The following is a 22,629-nucleotide window of genomic DNA, read 5'->3' as shown; positions in this document are numbered from 1 at the left end:
ATCGATTTCCTAAAATTTATATACTTTTTCATCACTCTAGCTTTTTACGCAAAGCCGACTTTGCGGCTCGCGTCCATAGACATACTCGCCTACTCACTACCCGCACGAATGCGAAGCAGTTCGCATTCTCTTCGACGGTCGCTCCTCTAAAATTTATATATTTTTTAAGCACTCACACGCCTCCGTTCATTATTGCCGCCATCTCCAGCTCCTCTTCGCTTGGAACACTCTCTTCTACGCCATCTTGTGGCACATCCTCTGCCGTAGCCGCCTCCCCCGTATCTTGCGCATTAGCAGCTTGCATCATCTGCATCGCCATGTCTATCTGCTCGATAGGCGCATTTTCACCAAGGATAAGAGTTAAGATTTGTTTTAAAATTTGAGAAGTTATTGTCGGAGCATTCATATTGTTTTGCGCAAGCACACCAAGAAGTCCGTTAAGCTGATTGATTTTCACTTCGTTTGCTATCGTAGTGCCAAAATTTACCGCCACATCAAAATCAAGCTTTGAGTTCTTGCGCTCATTTAGGCTTCCTATCTTGGATACTATCTCCACATCCTCGGTAAGCCTTACAAATTCTTCATCACTTACATATCTATAAAGCAGCTCCACGAAGTGCTGCGCATAGCTTTGAAGCATTGTTTCTAGCAAAGTTTGTAGCATTGACTCTATTCTCATACTGCTTGCGGCATTAACCGTTTGCAAGGCACCCATAGCCCTTCTATCACTTGGGCTAGTTTGTCCTGTCATCACGCTATTTACGCCCGTTGCTATCTCATACTCTTTTGCTAGCATCGCTATCTCTTCGCTAAGCTGATATGTCCCTGCTACCGGCATCGGCATTATCACGTCGCTTACTTTAGCGCCCGTTGCAAGCTCGACCCTTATCATCTTTTTTCTTGCAACGATATCGCTTACCGCGACGCTTCCCTCTCCGTTTGCATTAATGGCTATAGGTGGGTCTATCTGGTTTTCGGTGATGTCTATTTTTTGATTGCGCTTGATATTGTATTCTTCTTGAATTTCAGCCACAAGCTCGGGCACGCATGAACCATATACGGCGTTTTCATCCTCTCTTGCCTCGATATCTATACTAGGCATAGCCTCTATACAGTATCCAAAGTGAAACGGCAGACGCGAAAACGTCGCCTCTCTTACAAACACATCATTTGCATAGCTTTTTAGCTTCCATCTAACCTGCCCGCCCTCGTAGCTCTTTTCGTATAGGTCTTGCATCTTTACCCTATCGCTTAGGCGCGAATTATGGGCAAATATCCTCTCGCTATCCTTTTTCTTGTAAAAGCCCGATTTTATCTTTTGCTTAACTTCCCTTATGGACTGATTCCACTTGTAAGCTACGTATTCGATGTCGTTTATATCGCTTGCCCTCTTGTCAAATGCAAGATCGGTTATCGGTATAAACCTAGTTCTTATATCGTTCATCTGCTTATCAAAAAAGAGGCTCACTATCCCAAGCGGCAGATACAAAGACGATAATACCGCCTTAGATAGCCCTATTTTGTGCTCTTTTTTTGCCCATCTGTTCTTTAATGCTGCGGTAAGTGCGTTTTGAAGTATCAGATCGTCTTCATTTCTTAGCCCGATTCTAGTTATTTCTATAGGGCAACGATCTGACATAAACGAGGTTTTAAATATTGCGTGGATGATAAATACGGTAGTTTTTACAAGCGGTATATATAGCCTTGAGCGTGAGCGATCGCTTGCCTTTAGTTTAGTAGTGCGGCCTTTTTTATCCTCTTTATATTTGGCCTTAAATATCCTTTCACACTCTAAAAATCTATTCTTTTGCTCTTCAAGATTATTAAACGCTTCATTTATAAGCTCAAGATCATCACTCATCTAAACTGCTCCAATGTTTTTTTAAAGCAGTTTAAAAGTGATTTTCCTAAATTTTATATATTTTATTGATTTATTTTCTAAAAAGATGTATTATTATACGTATTATAATACAGCAAAGGGAAAACAATGACACAGGTTAAAAAAGTTACCGTTACGCTTCCTGAAGGCTTAGTTTTAGGACTTAACGACTTTTCTAAAGAGCTTGGCAGATCAAAAAGCGGACTTATTAAAGAGGCTATCGAGTACTACTTTGATATTTTGGATTTGAAGATAGCTGAGCACAGAGCCGCGACCAAAGGCAAGACATATACGCTAGACGAAGTTAAAGCGATTATAAATGAGTAGTTGGTCGCTAGAGTTTGAAGAAAGAGCGGTCAAAGAGCTTAAAAATTTAGACAAACCAATCGCAAATTTTATAATTTCAGCTCTTGAGGAATTCACCCTAAATTTTAGCGCCGAATACGAAAAAGAGCTTATAAAAACAGGCAAGATAAAACATCTCAAAGGCTCTTTATCCGGGCTTTACAGACTTCGCCTTAGAAGCTTTAGGATTGTTTATGAAAAGTTAGATGATAGGCTTGTCATCTATGTGCTTTCCGCCGCAGATCGTAAAGATGTATATAAGAAATTTAAAAAAGGCTAAACCTTAATTTGGTAAACGCCCCTATAGCCGACCAAATCAAGGTTTGCTATACCATACCCTTTTTTGCCGGCAAGACCCATTTTTTCCATTTTTTCGTATAGTTCGATTCCTTTTTTTAAATTACTCATTTTTTCTTTTTTTTCCGCCTCTTGCTTTAATATTTTTTTGATTTTTTCATCTAAAGTTTTCATTTTTGCCCTTTTTACTTATAAAGCTTTGTGTGAAAATATATTCTTCTGTTTAGCCTGATTATATGATCCTTGAGTAGTTTCATGTACTCTTTTATGTTTGCTCTAAACTCTTTTTTATCGGTATAATTTTCTATTTTAAGCTTCAAATCTTCTTGCAAAATCTTAATATTGATATATCTGCCATGAGTATGCCATTTTTTATTATCGCTTAAATTTTTAGCTATATCCTCCGCTCTTGCCTCTTTTTCCTCGTTGGTTACATTTTTGCCGGCTATCATGCTGTCCAAAAATTTACGCGACTTTTCGCCGTAAGCTTGTTTTTTCTCTGGCGCATCTATGCCGTATAGTCTTACTTTGATTTGCTTTTTTTGTGGATTTAATATAGTAATTGTATCACCGTCAGCTACTTTGATGACTTTACCTGTTAAGGCTGACAACAAAACGGGGTTAGAAGCATTATAAATAATACTATCTTTTTCATTTGAATATAACATATTTCATCATCGCTATTGCTTCTTAGCATAACAATAGCGATCTAGCGTCCACTTACCCTCTTTGTGTCCCTTCTTTAATCCTTGTAAAATGGTACGATAGTTTAAATAAAAAAATATAGAACCCATAATTGCTTAGAGAATATATTTTTTTGACAATTTTTGATTTAAAAATCTTTAAACCTGTGCTCATAGGACTATCAAACAAAGCAACCATCTCGCTATTCGAATCATTTTGAGCGGGTATATAAAACATAGAGGTAATCTGCTGCTTTTTGACAGCATTCATAAAATTGTCTATTTTTTCTTTGTCAAACTTATCTGTTTCTAATTTTTCTTTTAATTTTCCAAGATCTATTAGAGGAATGTATGATATATTGATGGGGATAAATCTTTGGTTCTCTTCGCTGTTATCACAAGAATTTGAAATTACCATAATTTTAGCATTTATATTTTCATATATGTTTTTGCATTCAAAAACATCAGCTTGTAATATTTTATCTTTGTGTGTATTATAATAGGCATCTTCCATAAAAATACTATTTAAATTATTCGGATATTCTCCTAGAGACCGCACTAGTGCTCCTTTAGCACCATCAGACAAATATTGAGGAAGGTATTTTTTTATATCTTCAGAGACGTTCATATTACGCCAGCAAACTCATTATCTCATCATTTATTATTTTAGATATATCATGATCGATATCTTGTGAGTCCCTAATAATAGTTTCACAAAAAGCAAGAATGCTGTTATATAGCTGCCTGTCTATACTTACAATGTTTGCAGTAGTAGAAAGTGGTATTTTATAGGCATAATTACTATTTTCAAAAAAACAGTTTTGTTTATCCTTTAAATCAAACCCCTCGGGCTGCGATAGCGCAAAAGAAGCAAACAAGAGCGCACTATATCCCCCAAAAAGGAGTATGCTATTATTGTTTCTATTGATATTCTGGCTTAAATTTTGCATCAATATATTCCTTTTTTATAATTTTAAAAAAAAGCTCTTTGTTCTCATTATGCATAGCATCCAGCACATCTATTACATCTTTTTTATCAATTTTAGTATCTTTGTTTAATGTTTTAATATCAATAATAGATCCCACCTTTTGGTTGTTTTGTATAACCACTCTGCCTTTATTGTTTATAGCTATATGATGCACAATGCTATCTGATTCTTTTGTGCAACTTATTTGGCTAAGAGAGCATTGAATTGGGTCATTAATAGTTATATTTATTTTATCAAATATATCGTCTTCAAAAAAATCAATATTTTGGTATTCAATACTTATGGTTTTTATAATACCCATTTTAAAAATACAATCTACCAGTTTTTCAGCCTCTTGTTTTAAATAATTGTTCCATCCTGGGTATTCATATCCATAAGCCCTATCATAAACTAGCGCAACATTTCTGCCACCTATTTGTATAGTATATCTCTTGTCATTATTTATTAAAATGTATTCTGGGGCAAATTTTAAATTTTCATCTTGCTCTCTTATTTCAATAGGGATGTTTAATATTGGCAATGGATTGCTTTGAAAATTTCCAAATGATTCTTTTATTGCTTGGTAAAAAATACCAAATATAGCCTGACTCGGCAAATCTGTTTCAAACTTAATACTCACAGCAGACAAAAGAATTGGAGCATTTTCTAATTTTTTTGGGATCATATTTTTTCTTTTTTTGTTTTTTATATTGTACAAAGAATTGTATATTATTCAAACTTTATTTAGTATAAAGACACCTTACCACTTGTGGTTATTCTTATTAAATTTCTCCAGCAGCTCAGCCACCATATCCTTGTCTGCATGATAAGCCATCAAATACATAAGCTTTAACTTGTCTTTATCAAAAACCGTGACCATATCGCCATCTATCACTATATGTCCCCAATTCTCATGCTCATCACTCATACCGCCATAAGACAAAGCCATATCTTTTAGCCTTCTCTCAACAACTCTCGCCGCAGCCTGTATGTCTTTGGCAAGTTTGTTTTTAGATTTTTTAAGCTCTTTTATATATGCCACATCAGCCCTCAAAAGAGTAGCAAGCTCACTATCATCTTTTATACCGAGCCTGCTCTTTATATCATCGACACTTTGATACTCTCTAGCAGGGTCACTCTGTTTTATCTGTTTTATTAGCTCTTTTTCGTTTGTCATATTTTTACCTTAAAAAATGTTTATTTCTCAAAAGTCGCCGTTATAGTTTTCAATAAATAAAATTTCAAGCCGCTTTAGGCTATTCTCAAACCCGTCCATTTTGGTCTTGTAGAACGAGCTGTTGAATTCTATTCCCTCTTTTACATTATCCCATTTTAAATGATTTGCAGCCTTACTTAAAAGATATTCATAAGAAAGCAATCTTTCGTCCAAATCTGAAAAATTTGCTCTTAAAAACTCCATATATTCGTCATTTGACACAAAAACACATTTGGCAAATAAACTATTTTTGTTATTAATATACATCTCCAAATTTTTAGTTTTAACTATATCTTTTGTTTCGTAGCTTAAATATGCTGATTTCCAAAATTCATACAGCAACTCTTGCTCTGGCAAAATACTATTTTTTAATATTCTCAACATCTGGTTACGGGTATCAATCGACCCTAAGTGGTTATATAGTGCCCAAAAATCGTCATAAATTTTTTGTTTAAAATCCCTTCCTTAATGTTTGAAACAAAAAAACATATATTTGTTCCAGCTTCTATATATTTCATTTCATCGTCTGTTTTTTTAAGACCATATCCTCAATTGTTTTATTCTCGGATTTTTCGTGAGCCTCTATTTTTTTTTGAAAAAAATAATTCCCAGATGTAATAAACACACTAGCCAAGAGCATAACCCACCCTAAATTATTGTCGGAGTTTATAAGCTTAACTCCTATTATAAAAATACCAACTGACAAAAACCCAAGTAAAATAGATATAATCCATTTCAATTTAGTCTCCATACCCTGCTCCTACCTCTTCTTTGTTTTTTTAGCGAACTCTCCGTCCATTACCTGAACAATTAACTATTTCTATATTTTTTTTTGAAACAGCTACGCAAAATTCTTTAATTAATATCTCTTAACCCTCAAAACACCTTCATATTGATAGAAAATTTACACACGACTTTTCCTACTATCCTAAGCTCTTCTATCTCATCGCCCCTTAGCACTATATCTTGATAATACTCGCTAAGCGAAGTTAGCTTGATACTATTATGCAGCGGGTCTCTTAGAAATTTTTTTGTAAAAGTATCTTGTCCTAAATTTGCTATCACCACATCGCCATTTTTTATATCAGTGTGCCTGTCGATTACTATTATATCCCCGTCCTGCACAAACGGCTCCATGCTATCGCCAAGAACCCTTATCATGTCATAACCGTATTTTGTGGGCTTTACCTGTAGCACCGTCCTTAGAAAATCAGCCCCCACTTCAAACTCTTCAAAACTCTCGTCGCTATTATTTGAGCCATACCCCGCACTCGCTGTCACGTTTTCAAAATATCTTATCGGCACATTACCCTTAAGCACCTGCACTCGCTCTTTTTCGGCTCTTAAAAGTTCTAAATCAAATTTTTTATTTGGGTCTAAAAAGTCCTTTTTGTCCGTCTCTTTTTGCTCTCTAAGCAATGCCGGGTCAAAGCTGGTGTTTTTCATCTCCTTTTGCATCAGTATCAGCTCATATTTCTTTGGTAGAGAATTTCTTTGTTTCCAACTTCTAACCGCAAACAATGTAACGTCTAATTTTTCAGCAAGGGCTTCGTCTGTTTTTACTCCAAAAATTTCTTTTAATCTATCTATTTTTTGCCTATCATCGGTCATCTTCAGCCCTTTCTAATGCAAAATGTATTTAATTTTGCATTAGCACTATTGACAAACTAATGCAAAATGTATTATAATTCATCTGTAATTTTTCTTGTAACGTTGTTTTAAAATTATACCATTTTTTTAACGGCGTTATAAAAAACAAGGTTTTTAAAAATGGCTTATAAAAAAACAGTTTACGAGATCATCAACTCAGACGACCTTCACACTATCGGCGAACGTACCGAAGCGATAAGAAGGCTTGAGCGCAAATCCGTGACAAAATTCTGCGAGATCATCGGCGCCAGCAGACATCTGTACAACAAAGCCAAAATTTCCAAATACCCATTTTACGCCGAGTGGGTGCTAAGAATCTCAGAAACATTCAAAGTAAATTTCAACTGGCTCTACTACGGCAAAGGCGAAATTTATATCAAAAATTTAGGAGATGAAAATGCCTGAAATGCGTTTTAGTGAAATAGAGAATAACGGCAGTAAGAAATATGTGCGCCCTGACATTGATAGAGCTATAGAGCTACTTGCTCTTTCCTTTAAAGAGGCTAGTTTTAGTATAGACGACCTTGACGCTATGTCAGGCATACTGCGCAGTCTAAAAAATCGCTTTCCTGACTGTGATGTCAAAGGAATACAAAAAGAGAATATGAGGCGCGCCTATCTTTTTATAGGTGCTTATTTTGGGTGGTTATGATTTTTTAAGGAGATGAAAATGCCTGATTTTCAAAAGCAAAAGAGCGATATAAAGCTATTTTTGCAAGCGGATATAAGTGCGAATGAGCTTGAAATTTTAAAGCTTCAAGCTCAGATAGCTAAGTGTGAAGCTCGAGTAGCAAAAGCTAAAGAGCTTCTGGAAGTAGTTGAGTCTAAAGAGAGCTTGCAAGAGGTTAAAGATCTCCTTACAAACATCTTTAGACAAAGAAAATACTCGGCTGAGAGCTTAGAGGGGTCTCTTTCTAGCTTCATTTATGAGGTCGTGGGCGAGATCGGCAAGGGGGACTAGTTCGGCCTCTCTGCCGTCCTGCTCAAAAAACTTGCCGAAAAACATGCTGACATCGGCATTATATTTCAGCATGAGTTCTAAAATTTTTAAGTCGTTTGACACTTTGAGCTCTTCAAGAAGTATTTCTAAGAGCTCGATTTGTTTTTGACTATCGTTCATTGTTTTAGCTCCTTTTGGGTTAGTGTTTTGCGGACTCCATTCTATCCCAAAGGAGCTTAAAGAGTGAATTTTAAAGGAGGCAAACATGCCTGATCAAACAACTCAAATAGAGGCAAAAAAGACTCTAGAAGAAAGAAGAGAAGAGTTTTTTAACGCTTTTGATGTCATCTCGAAAGAGATTTCAAAGCTTGAATATGCAGACCAAACCAAGATGATAAAAGTTCTAAACGCCTATCTCAATCTTGACTTTCGTCTGGCGATTGAAGAGAAGCGTTTACACTGCCGTGAATGAAATTAAATATCTCGGCTATTTTAGCCGGGATATTTTCAGGTGGGATATTTTTATGGCTTGGATAGGTTGTGCCGTCCTCGTCTTGTCTTGTTGTTGTAGTTGCTAAAGCGCCGTTGCTTATAGCTATCTTTGTTAGTTCTAAAACTATCTCTTTGTTGTTAATTTAAGTCCTTTAGTTGGATTCTTGGTTTGGCTGCCAAATTCTACTTAAGGGCTTAAATGAATGTCAAATTTGAAAGGAACGGGCATGCCTGATTTCATATTTTATGCGATTATATTTATAAGCATGGCTACCTTTGCGGGCGGCGCTTTAATCGGTGGCATCGCATTTTATCTATTTTCAGAGGACTAAGAGATGAGACCGATAGGCTCCACGAAAGAGCGCTTGCCGATATACGAAAATGAGTTTAAAAACCTCATAACTCTTGTGAATGCAGATGCCAAGCTAAACTCTCAAACGTGGGCAAAACTTCTTCGCGCATATACCCTACTTTATTTTACCGGATGTAGAGTAAGCGAGATATCAGAGCTTAAGACGGATGACCTAACATCTATCATAACCTCTTGCTCTTTATGCCTAGATGGGCACACCAAGACAAAAAAACCAAGAACTATATTCTTTAACGAGGCTATGGTTAAGGTTCTCTCATGCCTACCTAAGGATGATTGCCTCGGCAAAAACGGCTATCTTTTTTATGCACCAAGCGATACCGCATATACTCCACGCGCGATGAATAAATTTAGCCTTACCGAGCTGCTTAATAAATATCTTGATAGGTATCTAGGACCACTTTACACTACACACAGCTTTAGAGCAGGATATATTACACGTATAGTAGAAGCCACGGGTAACCTAAAAACCGCTCAAGACATGGTAGGGCATGGAAGCATAAAAACCACCATTCGCTACTTAAGCACGAGTAAGGAGCAAAAATTTGAAGCTCTTGACAAGGTGTTTAAATGAACCGCGAATTTATCTCGCTTAACGCCGTAGAAACCTACTTTGGCACTACTAAAAAGGATATACAAAACTTATCTTATTTGGATAAGAAAAACGGCAGGCAAGATAGATTTATCTTTAAAGACGGGCTTTTGTACGTTCATAGCAACTACAAATGCCCTCATTTTGAAGAGATCTCGGAGCTTTATTATAAAGCCCTTGAGTGTGGCGCTAGCGAGAAAGACATTGCCCGTTTTGTAGCCAAAAGAGTCGGCAAAAGCGAGCATTGCGTCTATCACTATTTTAGGAATTTTAAGTTTAAAAATCCTGGTTTTGCACGCATTGTCGGCAAACTTTTAAAAATTTACATCAAGCAAAGCAGCCTATTTGCGGATGAAATTTTAGCAGAGAGTAAAAATGGATAATATATTCCAGACTATAAAACAAACCGTTACAAAAGAGCAGTTTAAAGACTTTGTGAGCGCTATTTACGGCATAGAGTTTAAAGGCTGGCTAGGCTTTTGCCCTTTTCACGATCACAACCACAACACCCCGAGTCTCGGTATTAAATCAGGCGATAAAGGGGCTTATTTTAACTGCTTTGCCTGCAATACAAGCGGCGATATCGTTAAATTTGTAGCCCTTAAAGAGCAGATTGAACCTATCGTAGCGGCTAAAAAGGTATGCGATCATTTCAATATCCCAAATGTCATCAACACAAAAGAGATGACCGAAGCCGACAGAGCAGCTTATGAAGCGCACCAAAGACGAGTTGAGCAAGAGTGCAAAGCAAGACTGGCTAAAGAGGCCGAAGAAAAAGAAGCCCGCGCCAAAAAGCTTAAAGAGAGATTGCCAAGAACCGTAACCGCCCTTTACGAGCAAAGAACTAGCGCTCATGAAAAATTTAGAGCTATCATAGAGGATAATTTCCCCTCTTGCGCAAGGGATAGTTTTGACCGTATATGCAAAGAGTATATAGGCTATAGCATAGAGCATAAAAGCATAGCTATCATTATAAAAGATGAATTCGGCAACCCCGTAAATATCAAATACAAACAAAAATTTATATGGGACAAAGAGGCTAAAGCCCTTTCAGGCGAAAGAATGCCAGGCAAGTGGATAGGCGAAGCAGGCGCTAGCGCATACCCTTTCCCGATTAGAGAGTTTAAAATCAAACAAGACGATAAGCTTATCATCTGTGAAGGCGAAAAGGACGCGCTAAACCTTCTTGCCCTAGATGCCAACGTCCTAACCTTAGGGGGCGTAGGCGGCAGCCTAACCCCCTATCTTGATCTGCTAAAAGATAAAGAGGTCTATATCTGGTTTGATCACGACGAAGCGGGTTACAAAAACGCCGTTTTACGTTATAACGAGATTAAAGACCACGTTAAAGACGTTAAGATAGTTCTGTTTTTCGGTCTTACTAAAGATTTTCAAGACAAAAAATACGACATTACCGATTTTATAAAAGTTCATTTTAGTAAATTTAACGTATCTTCGGTCTATGACGTTATCTCTTTTGCCTCATTTAATTTAACCGATAGGGTCTTAGACGACATCTGCGATTATTTCCCGAACCTAAAAGAGGAGTTTGAGAAGTTTAAATCAAAACCCGTTATCAGGCATTTTGATCAAATTTTTAATGAAATTTTACAAAGAGACAAGAACGGAAACTACATAAACATCTTTACCGTAAAAGGGCAAAAAGACGATGAAGAGATAGATTTTATCCTTAAAAACGCCAAAGATTTTATGAGGGACAAGGACGCTTGGGAGCGTCTAAAAGAGGCTTTTTTAAGCACGGGGCTTATTGTAGAGATAGACGAAAAAAAGGCTAAAAGCGGCATTATAGCGCTTGATGGGCTTGTTAAACTTAACCAAGCTATGCGTACAAACTACCTCCAAACCCACATCACCGATATGGTGCACAGCTTTGAAACTACCCTAAACAAGCTTAGTTATCCTTTAGCACAAAGCTCCGGCGAGCTTTATTTTTGGACTAAAACCCACTACGCTAAAGTGGATTTAGCTACCTTAAAGCACTTTATTCAAGTCGATTGGATGCCTAAAGCCTCCGTAGACGTTAAAAAAGTAAGCATAGATAACGTAATAAAGATAACCGATAACCTTTTAAACAGAGCCTCTTTGCTTGACGTTACCAAAAGAGACGATGAAAGGCGGGTTGTAAATTTTAAAAACGGCACGGCGTTTATAAGCAAAAACGGCAACTTTACCTTCCGCCCTTCACACGATAAAAATGACGTTGCTTTAAATATCTTGGATTTTGAATACGACAAGGGGGCTAAGTGCCCTAAATGGGATCGCTTCTTAAAGCAGGTTTTACCCGATGAAGAGGACAGACTAACCCTGATGGAGTTTATCGGCTATTGCTTTTTACCTAGCCACGAATTTGAAATCTTCTTATTTTTATACGGCAAGAGCGGCGCAAACGGCAAGAGCGTTATACTTGATACTATCCGTAGCTTTTTCGGCGAGGATAACGTAAGCTCTTTACAGCTCCAACAATTTGAAGGGCACAAGACGCATGCGCTTACGAACAAGCTTTTAAATATCGGTTCTGAGATAGATAAAAACGGCACCGACAAAGGGCAACTATCTATATTAAAAAGTCTAGTTTCCACAAATGAACCGGTGAGAATAGACCCTAAAAACAAAGATGGATTTGAGTTAACTCCGCTTGAAAAACCTAAGCTTATTTTTTCGGGCAATGAGAAGCCTAAGCAAGGTTTAGACAACGGAGTTTTTAGGCGTATGCTCATCTTAGTATTTAACGGCGAGATCAAAGAAAGCCAAAGAGTAAGAAACCTGGCCGAGCGCTTTAACGACGAGCTAGCGGGTATCTTTAACCAAGCCATACAAGGGCTTAAGCGTCTCATGATTCAAAACAAATTTACCCGTTCTAAACGTATGCAAGAAGAGATAGAAGAGTATAAAGACGACGTTAACCCTATGCGCGTATTTGTTAGAGATGCCCTAAAAGCCGATAAATTTTGTTTTATACCTAACAACTATTTTTATGCGGTTTATAAGCAGTATATTTCGGATAAAGGCGGTCAGCCTCTCTCGCTAAAGAGATTTTTTACCGCTCTTAAAGACGAGCTAAAACTAGACGGCATAAACATCTCTCAAGGGCGTAAGCGAGTTCACGGCTCACATCCGGGCTTAGCCGAAATCCCAAGATGCACATTTGGGGTTAGGCTAACCGATGATTTGGAATTTGACTCTCTAAGCTTTGCGGGCGCTACCGTCAAAATAAAAGATATGAATTTCTTAACTCAGATAGAGGTTAAGGCAGATGAGAGGCTAGCGATGAGTAGCCTACCGTGCGGATTTGTTCCGTCTGTTCGGGTAAAATTCACGCTTTTTTTGTCCAAACGGAACGCAAAACAATCGGCAAAATCGGGCTTAGGATAGTTTTGTTCAACATTTCCGCTATTTTTGCCCCTATACTGCTTTTAAAAAATTTTTTTTATATTAAAAAATTTTTTCTTACATTATATATAGTAAAGATAATTGAACAGAGTAAAAAAATAATAAAGATAGTTACCATTCTATCGGGCTTTTCTTGCGTTCCACTTTTAAAAAAAATGGCGGAAATCAAAAAATAAGCAAATGCCCTATTTTAGGGGCTTTGCTCACGCGAGGAGTTAGTATAGTTCTTTTACTTATCACTGTTAAAACGTCTAAAAAGCGTGTTTTTGTAGCAAATTTTCAAACCGCACGACAATTTTTATAATGCGGTATAAAATATTTTGTTATAATGCCCCAAAGGATTGTATATGACTGAGCTGATTTTTAACACCGCAAGGAATATCGGTTTGGGTATTTTCGTAAACGGTGCTTTTGCTTTACAATTCGGCGAAGCTATGACGAAAGGATATTGGGCGGTTGCTGAAGGCATTATTATAATGTTCTTAGCCGGATTTATGGAGTTAAGGAGTAAAAAATGAACGCGATTTTAACGATAGGTGCGGTCACGATAGCTGTTTTGCTTGTTATGATAGCCTTTACCTACAAAAAAGACAAAAAACCGCAGAATTAGCCCCGAAGCTAATCAAATTTAACCCGAAAACACAAAGGGGAATTCCTACGCTTTCCCCGCCTTTAATCTATTTTTTTATACAATTACGAAACAACACAAAGGACACACAATGCAAGAAAAAGATAATATAGTTAAGCGCGTATGTGCCGAGCTAGGCATCACCCAAAGAGAGTTAGCGGAGAGGATAGATATACCCTAAGTCTAAAATTTGCGTTCCATTTTTTTGTGGAACGACGATGTAGTCGAAACTTTTTCGTAAAGTTACGAAAAAGTTTATTTTAAGGTTAAAAACAAGGAGCAAAAAATGGCAGAGGAAAAAGAAACAAAAGGTAGCAACCTTATACAAATAAGAGTTAGTGACAAGATGAAAGACGATTTGCAAAAAAAAGCCGATGAAATTGGCTTACCGCTAACCCAATATGTAGTTTTTTTAATAGCTCAAGACCTAAAGAAACCCTAAATTTAGGCTTTACCATAATTTTATGGAAAAGGGATAATGCGTTTAATATCGCTTGAACATATTTTTTTACTACATTAATAATATATTAAGAATATATATAATATCATTTCATCATATATTTTTACTACAAAGGATATATGATGAATATCATAATACACAAAAACAAAAACATAGGTGCCGAAGTTAATTCGGCAGATGCAAGAGAACTACACACTTTTTTACAATCGGGTCAAGACTATTCGGACTGGATTAAAAATCGCATAGACCAATACGACTTCATAGAGGGTCAAGACTACGTAACCGAAACGGTAAGCACCGCAGGTCGCCCCCGCAAAGAGTATTTTATCACCCTTGATATGGCTAAAGAGCTTTGCATGGTCGAAAATAACAACAAAGGCAAAGAGGCTAGACGCTACTTCATCGAGGTAGAGCGTGCCTTTATCTCTTCCGAGCAGTCCCGCCTAAGTAAGCTTGAAGAGCGTATCGCCGAGCAAGATGCTCTGATCTTAGAGCAAAAGGACGCCATTTACGCCGAGCGTAAAAAGGTTAGCGAGCTTAGAGAGGACATAGAGAGCAAAGCCCTTATCATAGCCCGCTACGAGAAAAAAGCCCCCGTTTTACCGCCTAAGATTACCACCCTTCAAAACCGCATTCGAGAGCTTGAGGGCAGAGTTTACGACACGGGCTTAATGCAAGAAGAGCTGATAAAGGTAAAATCGGATTTGTCCAAAACCAAAAGAGAGCTAGAAGCCGCACAGGAGCTTTGCAAAGACGCCATAACCTATAAAGTCCTAAGCGAGAAAAGAGAAAAAGAGATTGAGGATTTGGCACAAAGGCTAACCGATGCCTTACTTGATAGGGATAAATATAAATACAGAAGCCTATTTTTTAGAAACGCCCAAGAGGTAGTTATCTCAAACGATATTCGCAAATTTGAAGCGGTGTTTGACTCTCTTAAAGCCGTCCAAGACGAAATTCACGAACACCTAAAACAACTCAAAGCCGACTACGACCAACGCCCTCTTAAACTTGTAGCCCTCAGAAATATGTCCGAACTTTCTATCAGAGAGCTTTGTGATAACACTTTTTTCGAAGACTAAGAGAACTCAAAATGACTCATATCGAATTCGTAGCCAAATGGGTTAAAGCCGGGTTTAAAGTAAGGTTTTTTAAAGGCGGTTATTTTGTATTTAGAACTAGATCGTAAAAATTTAGCCCGCGACGATAGCGGGCTCTTTCGCCGTAAAGTCCTTTTAAGCGTGTTAAGGCAGCTTGATAAGCTTCCCGCAAGCGATAAAAGGCTTGTGGTGCAGATGATCATACCCTACGCGGGGCTTAGCGTCTTTAACTGCGTTACGATAAACGGCGGGCATAACCAACTAGGCGGGTTTAACACCCAAAACAACGATTGCGTAAGCATAGGCGGCGATAATAGCGGCAAGGTGCTTAACGGCTCAAGCGAGATTTAGACGTTTTAACAGTGATAAGTATATAAATTTTAGGAAAAAGTGACGGTAAGGTTTATTTATTTAAGGAGTGAGTATGAACGAAATTCAAAAAATCGCCTTTGAAATGTTTTTGGATAGCGCTTGCTACGAAAACGACTTTAAGCCTATAAGCGAAGAGGCTCTGGCTGAAAAGCTAAAAGAGCGAGGACTAAAAGCTTCAAGCTCAAGCATAAATCGCTGGAAAGCCAAATTTAACTGGAACGAAGCGATTAAAAACAAAGTAACTCTAGCCATGAGTGAAAATAAAGACGTTGTAGCACTTATCACAAGAAGCTCGCTTGAAAGCGTGGTTAAAAATACCAAAGTCGACATCGAGCGAAACAACGTCCTGATAGCAGCAAGCTATGAGGCGCTAGAGATTGAAGCTCTTGAAATTTTAGAGAAGAAAAAGCGCGGCGAGAAATTAACCAAAGAGCAAGCGGATATGCTTAAGTTTATAAGCACTCTTAGCACTATGCGCCACGACAAGATGCTTGATCGTCAAGCCATGATGCCGCCTGAAGCGGTAAGCGCAAATGAGATCTTGCAGAGATTTAACCAAATAGAAATCGAGGTAGAAGATGATGTCGTTGAAGCAGAGATTAGCAGTGATGATAACTAGATTTTTCATATCTGCATTGATTATAGGTTTTGTAATAGTTACGCAAATTTTAGTTAATTTATAAGGAGTATAAGGTGAACGTAGGATATTTTAAACGTATGGAGTACGTTAATGCAGACGGCGATAAGATAGGCTATACAGGTGGGATGTTAAATTTCCCGTTTCTTAGACCGCTTCAAGTAGCTCCTTTAAAGACAAGCAAAGAGGATAAAGCCAAAAATGCAAATTTCCCTGACTATCAGATTGCGCTTCAAAAGCCTAAAGTATGTGAAGGCGCTAGGCAGATCATAGGTGCTTTATGGCATAGGCAAAGCAAGGACGGAGCTAAAAACTTCATCAGCGGCTATATCGAAAGCCCGCTGATACCCGGCTATAAAACATATATCTCCCTTTTTAATGTAGGCGAAAACGCTAAAGAAGATATGCTTTACGACGTAGTTTGGAGCGCTCCACAGACAAGAGAGCGCCAAGATGTGCCGCCTGCGGATGCAAATTTAGACGCCTCATCTTACGCAGATGATGACGTTATACCGTTTTAAGGCTAGAAAATGAGTGTAAATAAAATTTTAGAACAAAGAGAACAAACACACGGCAGTTTTAGAACGCACGCTCAAACTGCTCAATATATAAAAGTAGTTATGCAATCTACTGAAAAATGGCGCGGATTAAATTGGCAACAAAGAGAAGCGTTAGAGATGATAACGCATAAAATAGCAAGAATTTTAAGCGGTAAGGCAGACTATCAAGACCATTGGGATGACATCGCGGGATATACAACTCTTGTCAGTAGAGAGCTTGGAGAAAAGGATACAAAATGAAACCGGTTAAAAGAATTTATGTCTGCTCGCCATATACCGAGCTTAAAAAAAAGAGTGATACCCATGTCCGCCATGCTGCTCTTGGTTTAATGAGAAGAGCTAATACTTTTTACGAGGATGAGCGCGTCGAGCTTTTTAGCCCTGTGCTTACAAACATGTATCAGTGTGAACATATGACTCACGATGAAGCTATGCAAATATGCTTTGCCCAGCTTAGAAGTTGCGATGAAATTTTTATCAGCACCGGGATGAACAGCATGAGAGAGATAGAGATGGTGCTCAACTCAAAAGGCATATGGATGGAGTATAAGTTTGCCAAAGAAAACGGTATAAAAGTATCTTTTGCGGATACTTTTATGAGAGATATATACGAAAAGGAACTTACCGATGCAAAAGCTTGAAGTTAAAATTCCATATTTAGGCTCCTTGCCTGATCAAGATAAATTTTATGAAGTTATCAGCGTTGATTATGAGCAAGCATGGATTAGAGTTTGGACGGATGAAAGGCATACAAAGATTGCAGGCGGGGAGTTTGACCCCGCATATTGTGAGCTTCGTATAGCCAAAGACGGACTGTTTGACTAAGGATAGAGAGTGATAACTAAAAACGAGCTAAAAGACGTTGCGCTGTTTTCTATCGCCTACTCTATGCTTGAGTATGATGACGGAGACGATAAGTATATCACCAAGCAAATCACAGCTGATCTTGAAAGGTTAAAAAATGAGATGTTTGACATCTTGCAAATTTATAAAAGCGAAAGCAAGCGCATTATGAATATCATAGACAAAGTTCATCACGCAGTAGCGGTTAAAAAAGGTAACTTCTGTATAACCGCTCCGCAGCTGGCGTTATCCCTACTTTGTCTATTTTTGCCGCCAAACGAGCACAAATTTAAGAAACTTTGCGAACCGCTAACGAACTTTTGGGCAAAGAACGAAGAGCTTATCCGCTCGATTATTATTAGAGCAAACGACGGCAAATATGAAAATTATGCCGAATCTAGCGAGCAGATAGCCTATATCTATATAGAAAATATTTGAAAGACGGAAGCATGATACTTTTAAGGACAAAGGCATATGACAAATTTGAAGTTGCTTGAAAATATAGTTACTAGTGGTAATTTTACGCATAACGACTACGGCAAAACGAGACTAACCGAGTCTTTAAAAAGCGTAGCTTTAGGCATGTCCAAATATCTAAATTTAAGCGAGGTCATAAGATACGTCGGCTTTAGCGACAAAAAGATTAAACAATTTGGTATCTACCTGCTTGGCTTTTCGCCAAATTGTACGCATGAAAATTTAAGAGTTTATATCACAAACGAGTTTTATATCCATATAGATTTTGTGCCACAAAAACTATATGAGACAGAGGAGATGAGCATAAGGCTTGATGAATTTTTAAACATGCCTGCCTACACAAACAAGACAGATAAAACAAAAATAACAAGGAGTTAAAATGAACGGAGAATTTTTAACCACAAAACAAGTTAAAGCGCTTTACGGGTGGTGTGATACGACTCTATGGCGATATGTAAAAGCTGGTTATATAGAAAAGCGCAAACTGGGTCCTCGAACCGTTTTATACCCAAAAGCAAGTATTGATAAATTTATAGCCGGTGCGGTCAAGGTAGTGCCCGGCGAGACAAAATCATGCTAAATTATCTAAATAGTCCGCCCACCACTGCATCAAGCCTCTCATATGTGTCAAGTTGCTTGCTCTATTGTAAGCGGCTCTGACACTGTTGCCCTCTTTGTGCGCCAAACATTTTTCTATTATATCGGGACTATATCCGTGTATATGTATATTTTCATTGCAAACAGTGCTAAACATAGAGCGAAACCCATGGAATACCAACTCATCCTTTGTATAGCCCATTCTTCTAAGAGCTACATTTAAAGTATTCTCGCTCATATATTTTGTCTTACTAACGGGGCTATAAAACAAAAAATCACTATGAATACAAAATTTTTTATACTCAATCAACAGCGATTTAACCTGTCTTGACATGGGCAGATTAAAATAATCTCTCTCCTGCTTCATCTTTTTTATATCTATATTCCAAATATCTTTTTTCAAGTCAAATTCACTCCACTGCGCAGCTCTTATATTAAACGATCTTGCGGCGGTGTAAATTGCAAGCTTTAAAGCTATTTTTGTCTTATAATCTCCGCCATATTCGTTAATGCCTTGGACTAAAGCCTTTATATCGTTATCTCTTATAAGTGTTGGGTAGTTTTGTGATTTTACGGCTCTAAATGTATATTTATACTCTATATCGGCCATTATATTGTGAGCCGCCCTTTGGCTTACTACTGCAAATTTCCAAATTTGCGAACATAGCTGAAATGCCTTCTTTAATGTCGCAAATGCTCCGGACTCCTCTATCTTTTGTAATACCATTATTATCTCGGCAGCTTTTATTCCGGAAATATCCCTCTTGCCTATATATGGAAACAGATGCTTTTGTGCTATCCTAAGTTGAGTTTTTGCGGTATGCTCTTTGATTACGCCTGATTTCTTTTCTATCCATTCTATAGCTATTTTTTCAAATATCCTATTTGTATTGCTTTTTTCGAACATAGGATCAATACCCTCGGATATTTTTTTCTTTAGCTCCGCCCTAAGCTCTCTTGCTTTTGCTAGTGTTAGTTCAGGATAATTACCCATCGTGTATCTTCTCATTTTTAAAGTCATAGGGCTTTTATATTCAAAGACAAAAAATTTACGTCCGCCCGGCTCAACGGCAATAAACAAATTTTGTCCATCGGACATCCTATATATCTTTTCCCTCGGTTTCAATGATTTAAGGGTAGCATCTGTAAGCGGGGCTTGTATTTTAGGCATATTCAGACCTTTTTTACTGACATAAAGTCGTATTATACAAAATGTCAGTAAAAATGTCAGTAAAAATTACTGAGTAGAAAAGAAAAAATAAGAAAAACAAAGAAATAAAAAGAAATAAGAAAATGCTTAAAAACACCCTAAAATAAAGGCTTTATGAAAAGAAAAGAAAAACAAGGAAAGCTTAAAAAATGTATAAATGGTGCGCTCGAAGGAATTCGAATCCCTGACCTTTTGAACCGCAATCAAATGCTCTATCCAGCTGAGCTACGAGCGCACTATATAATTAAGTAAGGCTCGAAGTATAACCAAACCTTTCTTAAATCTTTCATAAATTTTAAAAACTCTTTGGAATTTATGAAATTTAACCATAAAATCTTAAAATTTATCAAATTTAATCATCAATAAAAAATCTTTATGCTATCGTTATGAAATTTAAATTTTAGTTTGTCAGCAAAAATAATCAAAAAGACAAGGCGAAGTATTTTGGGATTATTTTAAAATTTCAAAATAAAATTTTGTATAATTCTTAAAAACTCCCAAAAGCCTTAAGAGTGAGGAAAAAGTGATACATAAAATTTTAATCGCAAACAGAGGCGAAATAGCGGTTCGTATAATTCGCGCCTGCAAAGACCTGCATATCAAAAACGTAGCCATATACACAAAGCCCGATCAAGATTGTCTGCATGTAAAAGTAGCTGATGAGGCATATCAAATCGGCATAGATCCGATCAAAGGATATCTTGACGCAAAACGTATCGTAGAGGTTGCCAAAGCCTGCGGAGCGGACGCTATACATCCGGGATATGGATTTTTAAGCGAGAACTACGAATTTGCAAAAGAAGTTCAAGATGCCGGGCTTATTTTTATCGGTCCAAACGCCGATGTCATCCGAAAAATGGGTAATAAAAACATAGCACGCTACCTCATGAGCAAAAACGGAATTCCCGTAGTTCCCGGTACCGAAAAGCTAAATAACGAAACAATGGAAGACATCAAGCTTTTTGCCGAAAAGATCGGCTATCCGGTTATATTAAAAGCAAGCGGCGGAGGCGGAGGCAGAGGAATTCGCGTAGTATGGAAAGAGGATGAGCTTGAAAGCAGCTTTGAAAGCTGCAAACGAGAAGCTAAGGCGTTTTTTAATAACGATGAGGTGTTTATGGAAAAATACGTCATCAACCCGCGCCACATCGAATTTCAAATAGTGGGCGATAAATACGGCAATATCATTCACTTAGCCGAGCGTGACTGCTCCATACAGCGCAGACATCAAAAAATTTTAGAGATCGCACCAAGTCCGAGCATAAGTGAAAATTTACGTAAAAGCATGGGTGTTACCGCGGTTGCTGCGGCAAAGGCGGTTAATTATACAAACGCAGGAACGGTTGAGTTTTTGCTTGATGATTACAATAACTTCTATTTTATGGAGATGAACACAAGAATTCAAGTCGAGCACGGCGTAACGGAAGAGATAACGGGCGTGGATCTTATAGTGATGCAAATAAGAATAGCCGCAGGCGGCATACTTCATATGCAACAAAGCGATGTCGTTACTCAAGGCTTTGCCATAGAAGCTCGTATCACGGCAGAAGACGCTTGGCAAAATTTCATCCCAAGCCCTGGCAAAATTTCAGGCTATTACCCCGCTCTTGGCCCTAGCGTGCGCGTGGATAGTCATCTTTACAAAGACTATCAAATTCCGCCTTTTTACGATAGTTTGCTAGCTAAACTTATCGTTCGTGCGACAAGCTACGATTTGGCGGTAAATAAACTTAACCGCGCGCTGGATGAATTTACCATAGAGGGCGACGTAAAAACTACAATTCCGTTTTTGCTAAGCATAAGCAAGGAGCGCGACTTTAGACGCGGATTTTTCGACACTTCATATGTAGAAAATAAAATGCCCGCCCTGCTTGAAAAGATGAAAACCAAAGAAAACGAAAGCAACGAAGAGGTCATAGCGGCCATTACTGCGGCGATTCAAAAGGTAAAAGACGCCAGAAAGTTAAAGCAAAGGAATTTGGATGAATGATTTTTTTGACAGCTTAAAAGATATAAAAAAAGAGATGATAAAAGAACTTGGTACGGAGCCTAAAAAAGAAGTCAAAAAGCACGTCGTAAGCAAGGAAGAAGCTATCGCTCATAAGGAGCAGACTCTTCGAGACGAGTTCATGAAATACGTAAAAAATAGCGATATAAGGAAGATATGATAATCCCGTTTTCCACGCTTCCAAGCCTATGTCCGTATCTTAAAGATAGGGATTCAAGGATGGAGTATAACTACGTAAGCGATTGTGATTTTAATCTTAATGACGCGCTTACAAGGCGTGGGTTTAGAAGGTTTGGCAGATATTTTTCCAAACCCAACTGCAAAGAGTGCAAAGAGTGTGTAAGCATAAGAGTTGATGCGTTAAATTTTCATTTTGGCAGATCGGCTCGCCGCACGATAACTAAAAATATAGACACCAAAATATACATCTCAAGCCCTATAGTAGATGAAGAGCATCTAAATTTATACCGCAAATACCATAAATTCATGGAGCAAAAGCGTGAATGGAAGTATTACGAGCTTGATTTTAGAAAGTATTATGAGCTTTACGTTGCGGGACACGACGAGTTTGGTAAAGAGGTTTCATATTATGCCGGCGGCAAACTCGTAGGAGTTGATCTGATCGATGTTTTAAGTGACGGAATTTCTGCGATTTATTGTTATTACGATCCTGATTTTTCGCATTTGTCGCTAGGTAGATTTTCGCTCTATCAGCAAATTTTTTTAGCAAGACAGAATAATTTGCGCTGGATTTATCTGGGGTATTATGTCAAAAACTGCCCTAGTCTAGCCTATAAAGGCGAATTTAAGCCGTATCAGGAGCTAGCCGGATATGTAGAAATGGACGTTGAGCCCGTTTGGAGTAGCATGGAACGCTAATTGCTTTAATGAACG

The 22,629-nt window shown here is 37.9% G+C and carries 38 protein-coding genes and 1 tRNA gene; 25 read left to right on the top strand and 14 right to left on the bottom strand.

The window, feature by feature from the left end; translation table 11 throughout:
• Positions 1 to 31: 31 nt before the first annotated feature.
• Complete coding sequence (locus ACHJH3_RS08655) at positions 32 to 172, bottom strand: hypothetical protein (RefSeq protein ID WP_407064485.1); 141 nt, start codon at positions 170 to 172, stop codon at positions 32 to 34.
• On the bottom strand, positions 173 to 1,861 hold the full coding sequence (locus ACHJH3_RS08650) for a portal protein (RefSeq protein WP_407064484.1): 1,689 nt from the start codon (positions 1,859 to 1,861) through the stop codon (positions 173 to 175).
• Positions 1,862 to 1,987: 126 nt separating this feature from the next.
• Between ACHJH3_RS08650 and ACHJH3_RS08645 the strand changes: the two genes are divergently transcribed.
• Both ACHJH3_RS08645 and ACHJH3_RS08640 read left to right on the top strand, forming a co-directional pair.
• Positions 1,988 to 2,206 carry a hypothetical protein gene (locus ACHJH3_RS08645; RefSeq protein ID WP_407064483.1) on the top strand — a complete coding sequence of 73 codons (219 nt, stop codon included), beginning with the start codon at positions 1,988 to 1,990 and terminating at the stop codon, positions 2,204 to 2,206.
• Positions 2,199 to 2,504: a type II toxin-antitoxin system RelE family toxin gene (locus ACHJH3_RS08640; RefSeq protein ID WP_407064482.1), complete on the top strand. Its 306-nt coding sequence runs from the start codon at positions 2,199 to 2,201 to the stop codon at positions 2,502 to 2,504. Before ACHJH3_RS08645 ends, ACHJH3_RS08640 begins: the two co-directional genes overlap by 8 nt.
• Here ACHJH3_RS08640 and ACHJH3_RS08635 read toward each other — a convergent pair.
• The 9 genes from ACHJH3_RS08635 to ACHJH3_RS08595 all read right to left on the bottom strand — a co-directional run bounded on the left by ACHJH3_RS08635 (position 2,501) and on the right by ACHJH3_RS08595 (position 6,999).
• On the bottom strand, positions 2,501 to 2,695 hold the full coding sequence (locus ACHJH3_RS08635) for a hypothetical protein (RefSeq protein ID WP_407064481.1): 195 nt from the start codon (positions 2,693 to 2,695) through the stop codon (positions 2,501 to 2,503). The genes ACHJH3_RS08640 and ACHJH3_RS08635 overlap by 4 nt on opposite strands.
• A gap of 11 nt (positions 2,696 to 2,706) precedes the next feature.
• A complete protein-coding gene (locus ACHJH3_RS08630) occupies positions 2,707 to 3,189 on the bottom strand; it encodes a thermonuclease family protein (RefSeq protein WP_407064480.1) in 483 nt (160 codons plus the stop codon).
• Between the two features lie 52 nt (positions 3,190 to 3,241).
• The gene (locus tag ACHJH3_RS08625) at positions 3,242 to 3,832 is read right to left on the bottom strand and encodes a hypothetical protein (RefSeq protein ID WP_407064479.1); all 591 of its coding nucleotides are present in this window, start codon (positions 3,830 to 3,832) and stop codon (positions 3,242 to 3,244) included.
• 1 nt (position 3,833) lies between these two features.
• Complete coding sequence (locus ACHJH3_RS08620) at positions 3,834 to 4,154, bottom strand: hypothetical protein (protein ID WP_407064478.1); 321 nt, start codon at positions 4,152 to 4,154, stop codon at positions 3,834 to 3,836.
• Entirely contained in the window at positions 4,126 to 4,857 is a 732-nt protein-coding gene (locus ACHJH3_RS08615) for a TIGR04255 family protein (protein ID WP_407064477.1), read from the bottom strand. The genes ACHJH3_RS08620 and ACHJH3_RS08615 overlap by 29 nt, the downstream gene beginning before the upstream one ends.
• Before the next feature lie 75 nt (positions 4,858 to 4,932).
• Complete coding sequence (locus ACHJH3_RS08610; protein ID WP_407064476.1) at positions 4,933 to 5,349, bottom strand: hypothetical protein; 417 nt, start codon at positions 5,347 to 5,349, stop codon at positions 4,933 to 4,935.
• 27 nt (positions 5,350 to 5,376) lie between these two features.
• Positions 5,377 to 5,772: a hypothetical protein gene (locus ACHJH3_RS08605; protein WP_407064475.1), complete on the bottom strand. Its 396-nt coding sequence runs from the start codon at positions 5,770 to 5,772 to the stop codon at positions 5,377 to 5,379.
• A gap of 130 nt (positions 5,773 to 5,902) precedes the next feature.
• Positions 5,903 to 6,139: a hypothetical protein gene (locus ACHJH3_RS08600; RefSeq protein WP_407064474.1), complete on the bottom strand. Its 237-nt coding sequence runs from the start codon at positions 6,137 to 6,139 to the stop codon at positions 5,903 to 5,905.
• Between the two features lie 125 nt (positions 6,140 to 6,264).
• Positions 6,265 to 6,999, bottom strand: a complete 735-nt coding sequence (locus ACHJH3_RS08595; RefSeq protein WP_407064473.1) for a LexA family transcriptional regulator — start codon at positions 6,997 to 6,999, stop codon at positions 6,265 to 6,267.
• 159 nt (positions 7,000 to 7,158) lie between these two features.
• Here ACHJH3_RS08595 and ACHJH3_RS08590 point away from each other — a divergent pair, with 159 nt between their 5' ends.
• From ACHJH3_RS08590 to ACHJH3_RS08580, 3 genes are read left to right on the top strand one after another with little or no spacing between them, the layout of a single operon-like run.
• Positions 7,159 to 7,443 carry a hypothetical protein gene (locus tag ACHJH3_RS08590; RefSeq protein WP_407064472.1) on the top strand — a complete coding sequence of 95 codons (285 nt, stop codon included), beginning with the start codon at positions 7,159 to 7,161 and terminating at the stop codon, positions 7,441 to 7,443.
• On the top strand, positions 7,436 to 7,690 hold the full coding sequence (locus tag ACHJH3_RS08585) for a hypothetical protein (protein ID WP_407064471.1): 255 nt from the start codon (positions 7,436 to 7,438) through the stop codon (positions 7,688 to 7,690). Before ACHJH3_RS08590 ends, ACHJH3_RS08585 begins: the two co-directional genes overlap by 8 nt.
• 18 nt (positions 7,691 to 7,708) lie before the next feature.
• On the top strand, positions 7,709 to 7,999 hold the full coding sequence (locus ACHJH3_RS08580; protein ID WP_407064470.1) for a hypothetical protein: 291 nt from the start codon (positions 7,709 to 7,711) through the stop codon (positions 7,997 to 7,999).
• Here the strand turns inward: ACHJH3_RS08580 and ACHJH3_RS08575 are convergent.
• Positions 7,937 to 8,158 carry a hypothetical protein gene (locus tag ACHJH3_RS08575; protein ID WP_407064469.1) on the bottom strand — a complete coding sequence of 74 codons (222 nt, stop codon included), beginning with the start codon at positions 8,156 to 8,158 and terminating at the stop codon, positions 7,937 to 7,939. The two genes, ACHJH3_RS08580 and ACHJH3_RS08575, sit on opposite strands and share 63 nt — an antisense overlap.
• Positions 8,159 to 8,243: 85 nt before the next feature.
• On the opposite strand from ACHJH3_RS08575, the gene ACHJH3_RS08570 reads away from it, so the two are divergent.
• The 17 genes from ACHJH3_RS08570 (at position 8,244) to ACHJH3_RS08490 (ending at position 18,500) form a co-directional block, all read left to right on the top strand.
• The gene (locus ACHJH3_RS08570; RefSeq protein WP_407064468.1) at positions 8,244 to 8,450 is read left to right on the top strand and encodes a hypothetical protein; all 207 of its coding nucleotides are present in this window, start codon (positions 8,244 to 8,246) and stop codon (positions 8,448 to 8,450) included.
• 223 nt (positions 8,451 to 8,673) lie between these two features.
• Positions 8,674 to 8,802 carry a hypothetical protein gene (locus tag ACHJH3_RS08565; protein WP_407064467.1) on the top strand — a complete coding sequence of 43 codons (129 nt, stop codon included), beginning with the start codon at positions 8,674 to 8,676 and terminating at the stop codon, positions 8,800 to 8,802.
• Positions 8,803 to 8,805: 3 nt separating this feature from the next.
• Positions 8,806 to 9,414 (top strand): tyrosine-type recombinase/integrase, encoded by a 609-nt coding sequence (locus tag ACHJH3_RS08560; RefSeq protein ID WP_407064466.1) that lies wholly within the window; start codon positions 8,806 to 8,808, stop codon positions 9,412 to 9,414.
• Complete coding sequence (locus ACHJH3_RS08555; protein ID WP_407064465.1) at positions 9,411 to 9,815, top strand: hypothetical protein; 405 nt, start codon at positions 9,411 to 9,413, stop codon at positions 9,813 to 9,815. Before ACHJH3_RS08560 ends, ACHJH3_RS08555 begins: the two co-directional genes overlap by 4 nt.
• Positions 9,808 to 12,825: a phage/plasmid primase, P4 family gene (locus ACHJH3_RS08550; RefSeq protein WP_407064464.1), complete on the top strand. Its 3,018-nt coding sequence runs from the start codon at positions 9,808 to 9,810 to the stop codon at positions 12,823 to 12,825. The genes ACHJH3_RS08555 and ACHJH3_RS08550 overlap by 8 nt, the downstream gene beginning before the upstream one ends.
• Positions 12,826 to 13,190: 365 nt before the next feature.
• Positions 13,191 to 13,361, top strand: a complete 171-nt coding sequence (locus tag ACHJH3_RS08545; protein WP_407064463.1) for a hypothetical protein — start codon at positions 13,191 to 13,193, stop codon at positions 13,359 to 13,361.
• A 396-nt stretch (positions 13,362 to 13,757) separates the two neighbouring features.
• A complete protein-coding gene (locus ACHJH3_RS08540) occupies positions 13,758 to 13,913 on the top strand; it encodes a hypothetical protein (RefSeq protein ID WP_407064462.1) in 156 nt (51 codons plus the stop codon).
• Between the two features lie 140 nt (positions 13,914 to 14,053).
• Positions 14,054 to 15,013 (top strand): antA/AntB antirepressor family protein, encoded by a 960-nt coding sequence (locus ACHJH3_RS08535; RefSeq protein ID WP_407064461.1) that lies wholly within the window; start codon positions 14,054 to 14,056, stop codon positions 15,011 to 15,013.
• A gap of 84 nt (positions 15,014 to 15,097) precedes the next feature.
• The gene (locus ACHJH3_RS08530) at positions 15,098 to 15,382 is read left to right on the top strand and encodes a hypothetical protein (RefSeq protein ID WP_407064460.1); all 285 of its coding nucleotides are present in this window, start codon (positions 15,098 to 15,100) and stop codon (positions 15,380 to 15,382) included.
• Positions 15,383 to 15,455: 73 nt separating this feature from the next.
• Positions 15,456 to 16,022 (top strand): hypothetical protein, encoded by a 567-nt coding sequence (locus tag ACHJH3_RS08525; RefSeq protein ID WP_407064459.1) that lies wholly within the window; start codon positions 15,456 to 15,458, stop codon positions 16,020 to 16,022.
• A gap of 74 nt (positions 16,023 to 16,096) precedes the next feature.
• Positions 16,097 to 16,561: a DUF736 family protein gene (locus ACHJH3_RS08520; RefSeq protein WP_407064458.1), complete on the top strand. Its 465-nt coding sequence runs from the start codon at positions 16,097 to 16,099 to the stop codon at positions 16,559 to 16,561.
• A 9-nt stretch (positions 16,562 to 16,570) separates the two neighbouring features.
• Positions 16,571 to 16,840 (top strand): DUF6378 domain-containing protein, encoded by a 270-nt coding sequence (locus tag ACHJH3_RS08515; RefSeq protein ID WP_407064457.1) that lies wholly within the window; start codon positions 16,571 to 16,573, stop codon positions 16,838 to 16,840.
• Positions 16,837 to 17,241 carry a hypothetical protein gene (locus ACHJH3_RS08510; protein WP_407064456.1) on the top strand — a complete coding sequence of 135 codons (405 nt, stop codon included), beginning with the start codon at positions 16,837 to 16,839 and terminating at the stop codon, positions 17,239 to 17,241. Before ACHJH3_RS08515 ends, ACHJH3_RS08510 begins: the two co-directional genes overlap by 4 nt.
• Positions 17,228 to 17,425 carry a hypothetical protein gene (locus tag ACHJH3_RS08505; RefSeq protein ID WP_407064455.1) on the top strand — a complete coding sequence of 66 codons (198 nt, stop codon included), beginning with the start codon at positions 17,228 to 17,230 and terminating at the stop codon, positions 17,423 to 17,425. The genes ACHJH3_RS08510 and ACHJH3_RS08505 overlap by 14 nt, the downstream gene beginning before the upstream one ends.
• Positions 17,426 to 17,434: 9 nt before the next feature.
• Positions 17,435 to 17,881 carry a hypothetical protein gene (locus ACHJH3_RS08500; RefSeq protein WP_407064454.1) on the top strand — a complete coding sequence of 149 codons (447 nt, stop codon included), beginning with the start codon at positions 17,435 to 17,437 and terminating at the stop codon, positions 17,879 to 17,881.
• Positions 17,882 to 17,917: 36 nt separating this feature from the next.
• The gene (locus ACHJH3_RS08495) at positions 17,918 to 18,298 is read left to right on the top strand and encodes a hypothetical protein (protein WP_407064453.1); all 381 of its coding nucleotides are present in this window, start codon (positions 17,918 to 17,920) and stop codon (positions 18,296 to 18,298) included.
• Between the two features lies 1 nt (position 18,299).
• On the top strand, positions 18,300 to 18,500 hold the full coding sequence (locus ACHJH3_RS08490; RefSeq protein ID WP_407064452.1) for a helix-turn-helix transcriptional regulator: 201 nt from the start codon (positions 18,300 to 18,302) through the stop codon (positions 18,498 to 18,500).
• Here ACHJH3_RS08490 and ACHJH3_RS08485 read toward each other — a convergent pair.
• Positions 18,492 to 19,688: a tyrosine-type recombinase/integrase gene (locus tag ACHJH3_RS08485; protein WP_407064451.1), complete on the bottom strand. Its 1,197-nt coding sequence runs from the start codon at positions 19,686 to 19,688 to the stop codon at positions 18,492 to 18,494. The two genes, ACHJH3_RS08490 and ACHJH3_RS08485, sit on opposite strands and share 9 nt — an antisense overlap.
• 197 nt (positions 19,689 to 19,885) lie before the next feature.
• Positions 19,886 to 19,962: transfer RNA gene (locus ACHJH3_RS08480), tRNA-Arg, on the bottom strand.
• Between the two features lie 288 nt (positions 19,963 to 20,250).
• On the opposite strand from ACHJH3_RS08480, the gene ACHJH3_RS08475 reads away from it, so the two are divergent.
• Genes ACHJH3_RS08475 through ACHJH3_RS08465 form a run of 3 tightly spaced genes read left to right on the top strand, consistent with a single transcriptional unit; the run spans position 20,251 to position 22,614 of the window.
• Complete coding sequence (locus tag ACHJH3_RS08475; protein WP_169940771.1) at positions 20,251 to 21,717, top strand: acetyl-CoA carboxylase subunit A; 1,467 nt, start codon at positions 20,251 to 20,253, stop codon at positions 21,715 to 21,717.
• On the top strand, positions 21,710 to 21,895 hold the full coding sequence (locus ACHJH3_RS08470) for a hypothetical protein (RefSeq protein WP_407064450.1): 186 nt from the start codon (positions 21,710 to 21,712) through the stop codon (positions 21,893 to 21,895). Before ACHJH3_RS08475 ends, ACHJH3_RS08470 begins: the two co-directional genes overlap by 8 nt.
• Positions 21,892 to 22,614, top strand: a complete 723-nt coding sequence (locus ACHJH3_RS08465; protein ID WP_407064449.1) for an arginyltransferase — start codon at positions 21,892 to 21,894, stop codon at positions 22,612 to 22,614. Before ACHJH3_RS08470 ends, ACHJH3_RS08465 begins: the two co-directional genes overlap by 4 nt.
• Positions 22,615 to 22,629 lie beyond the last annotated feature (15 nt).

The organism is Campylobacter canis, assembly GCF_045504005.1.
In the GTDB taxonomy this organism is placed as follows: domain Bacteria; phylum Campylobacterota; class Campylobacteria; order Campylobacterales; family Campylobacteraceae; genus Campylobacter_A; species Campylobacter_A canis.
The sequence above is the reverse complement of the archived record's forward strand: the minus strand, read 5'-3'. Positions and strand labels throughout refer to the sequence as shown.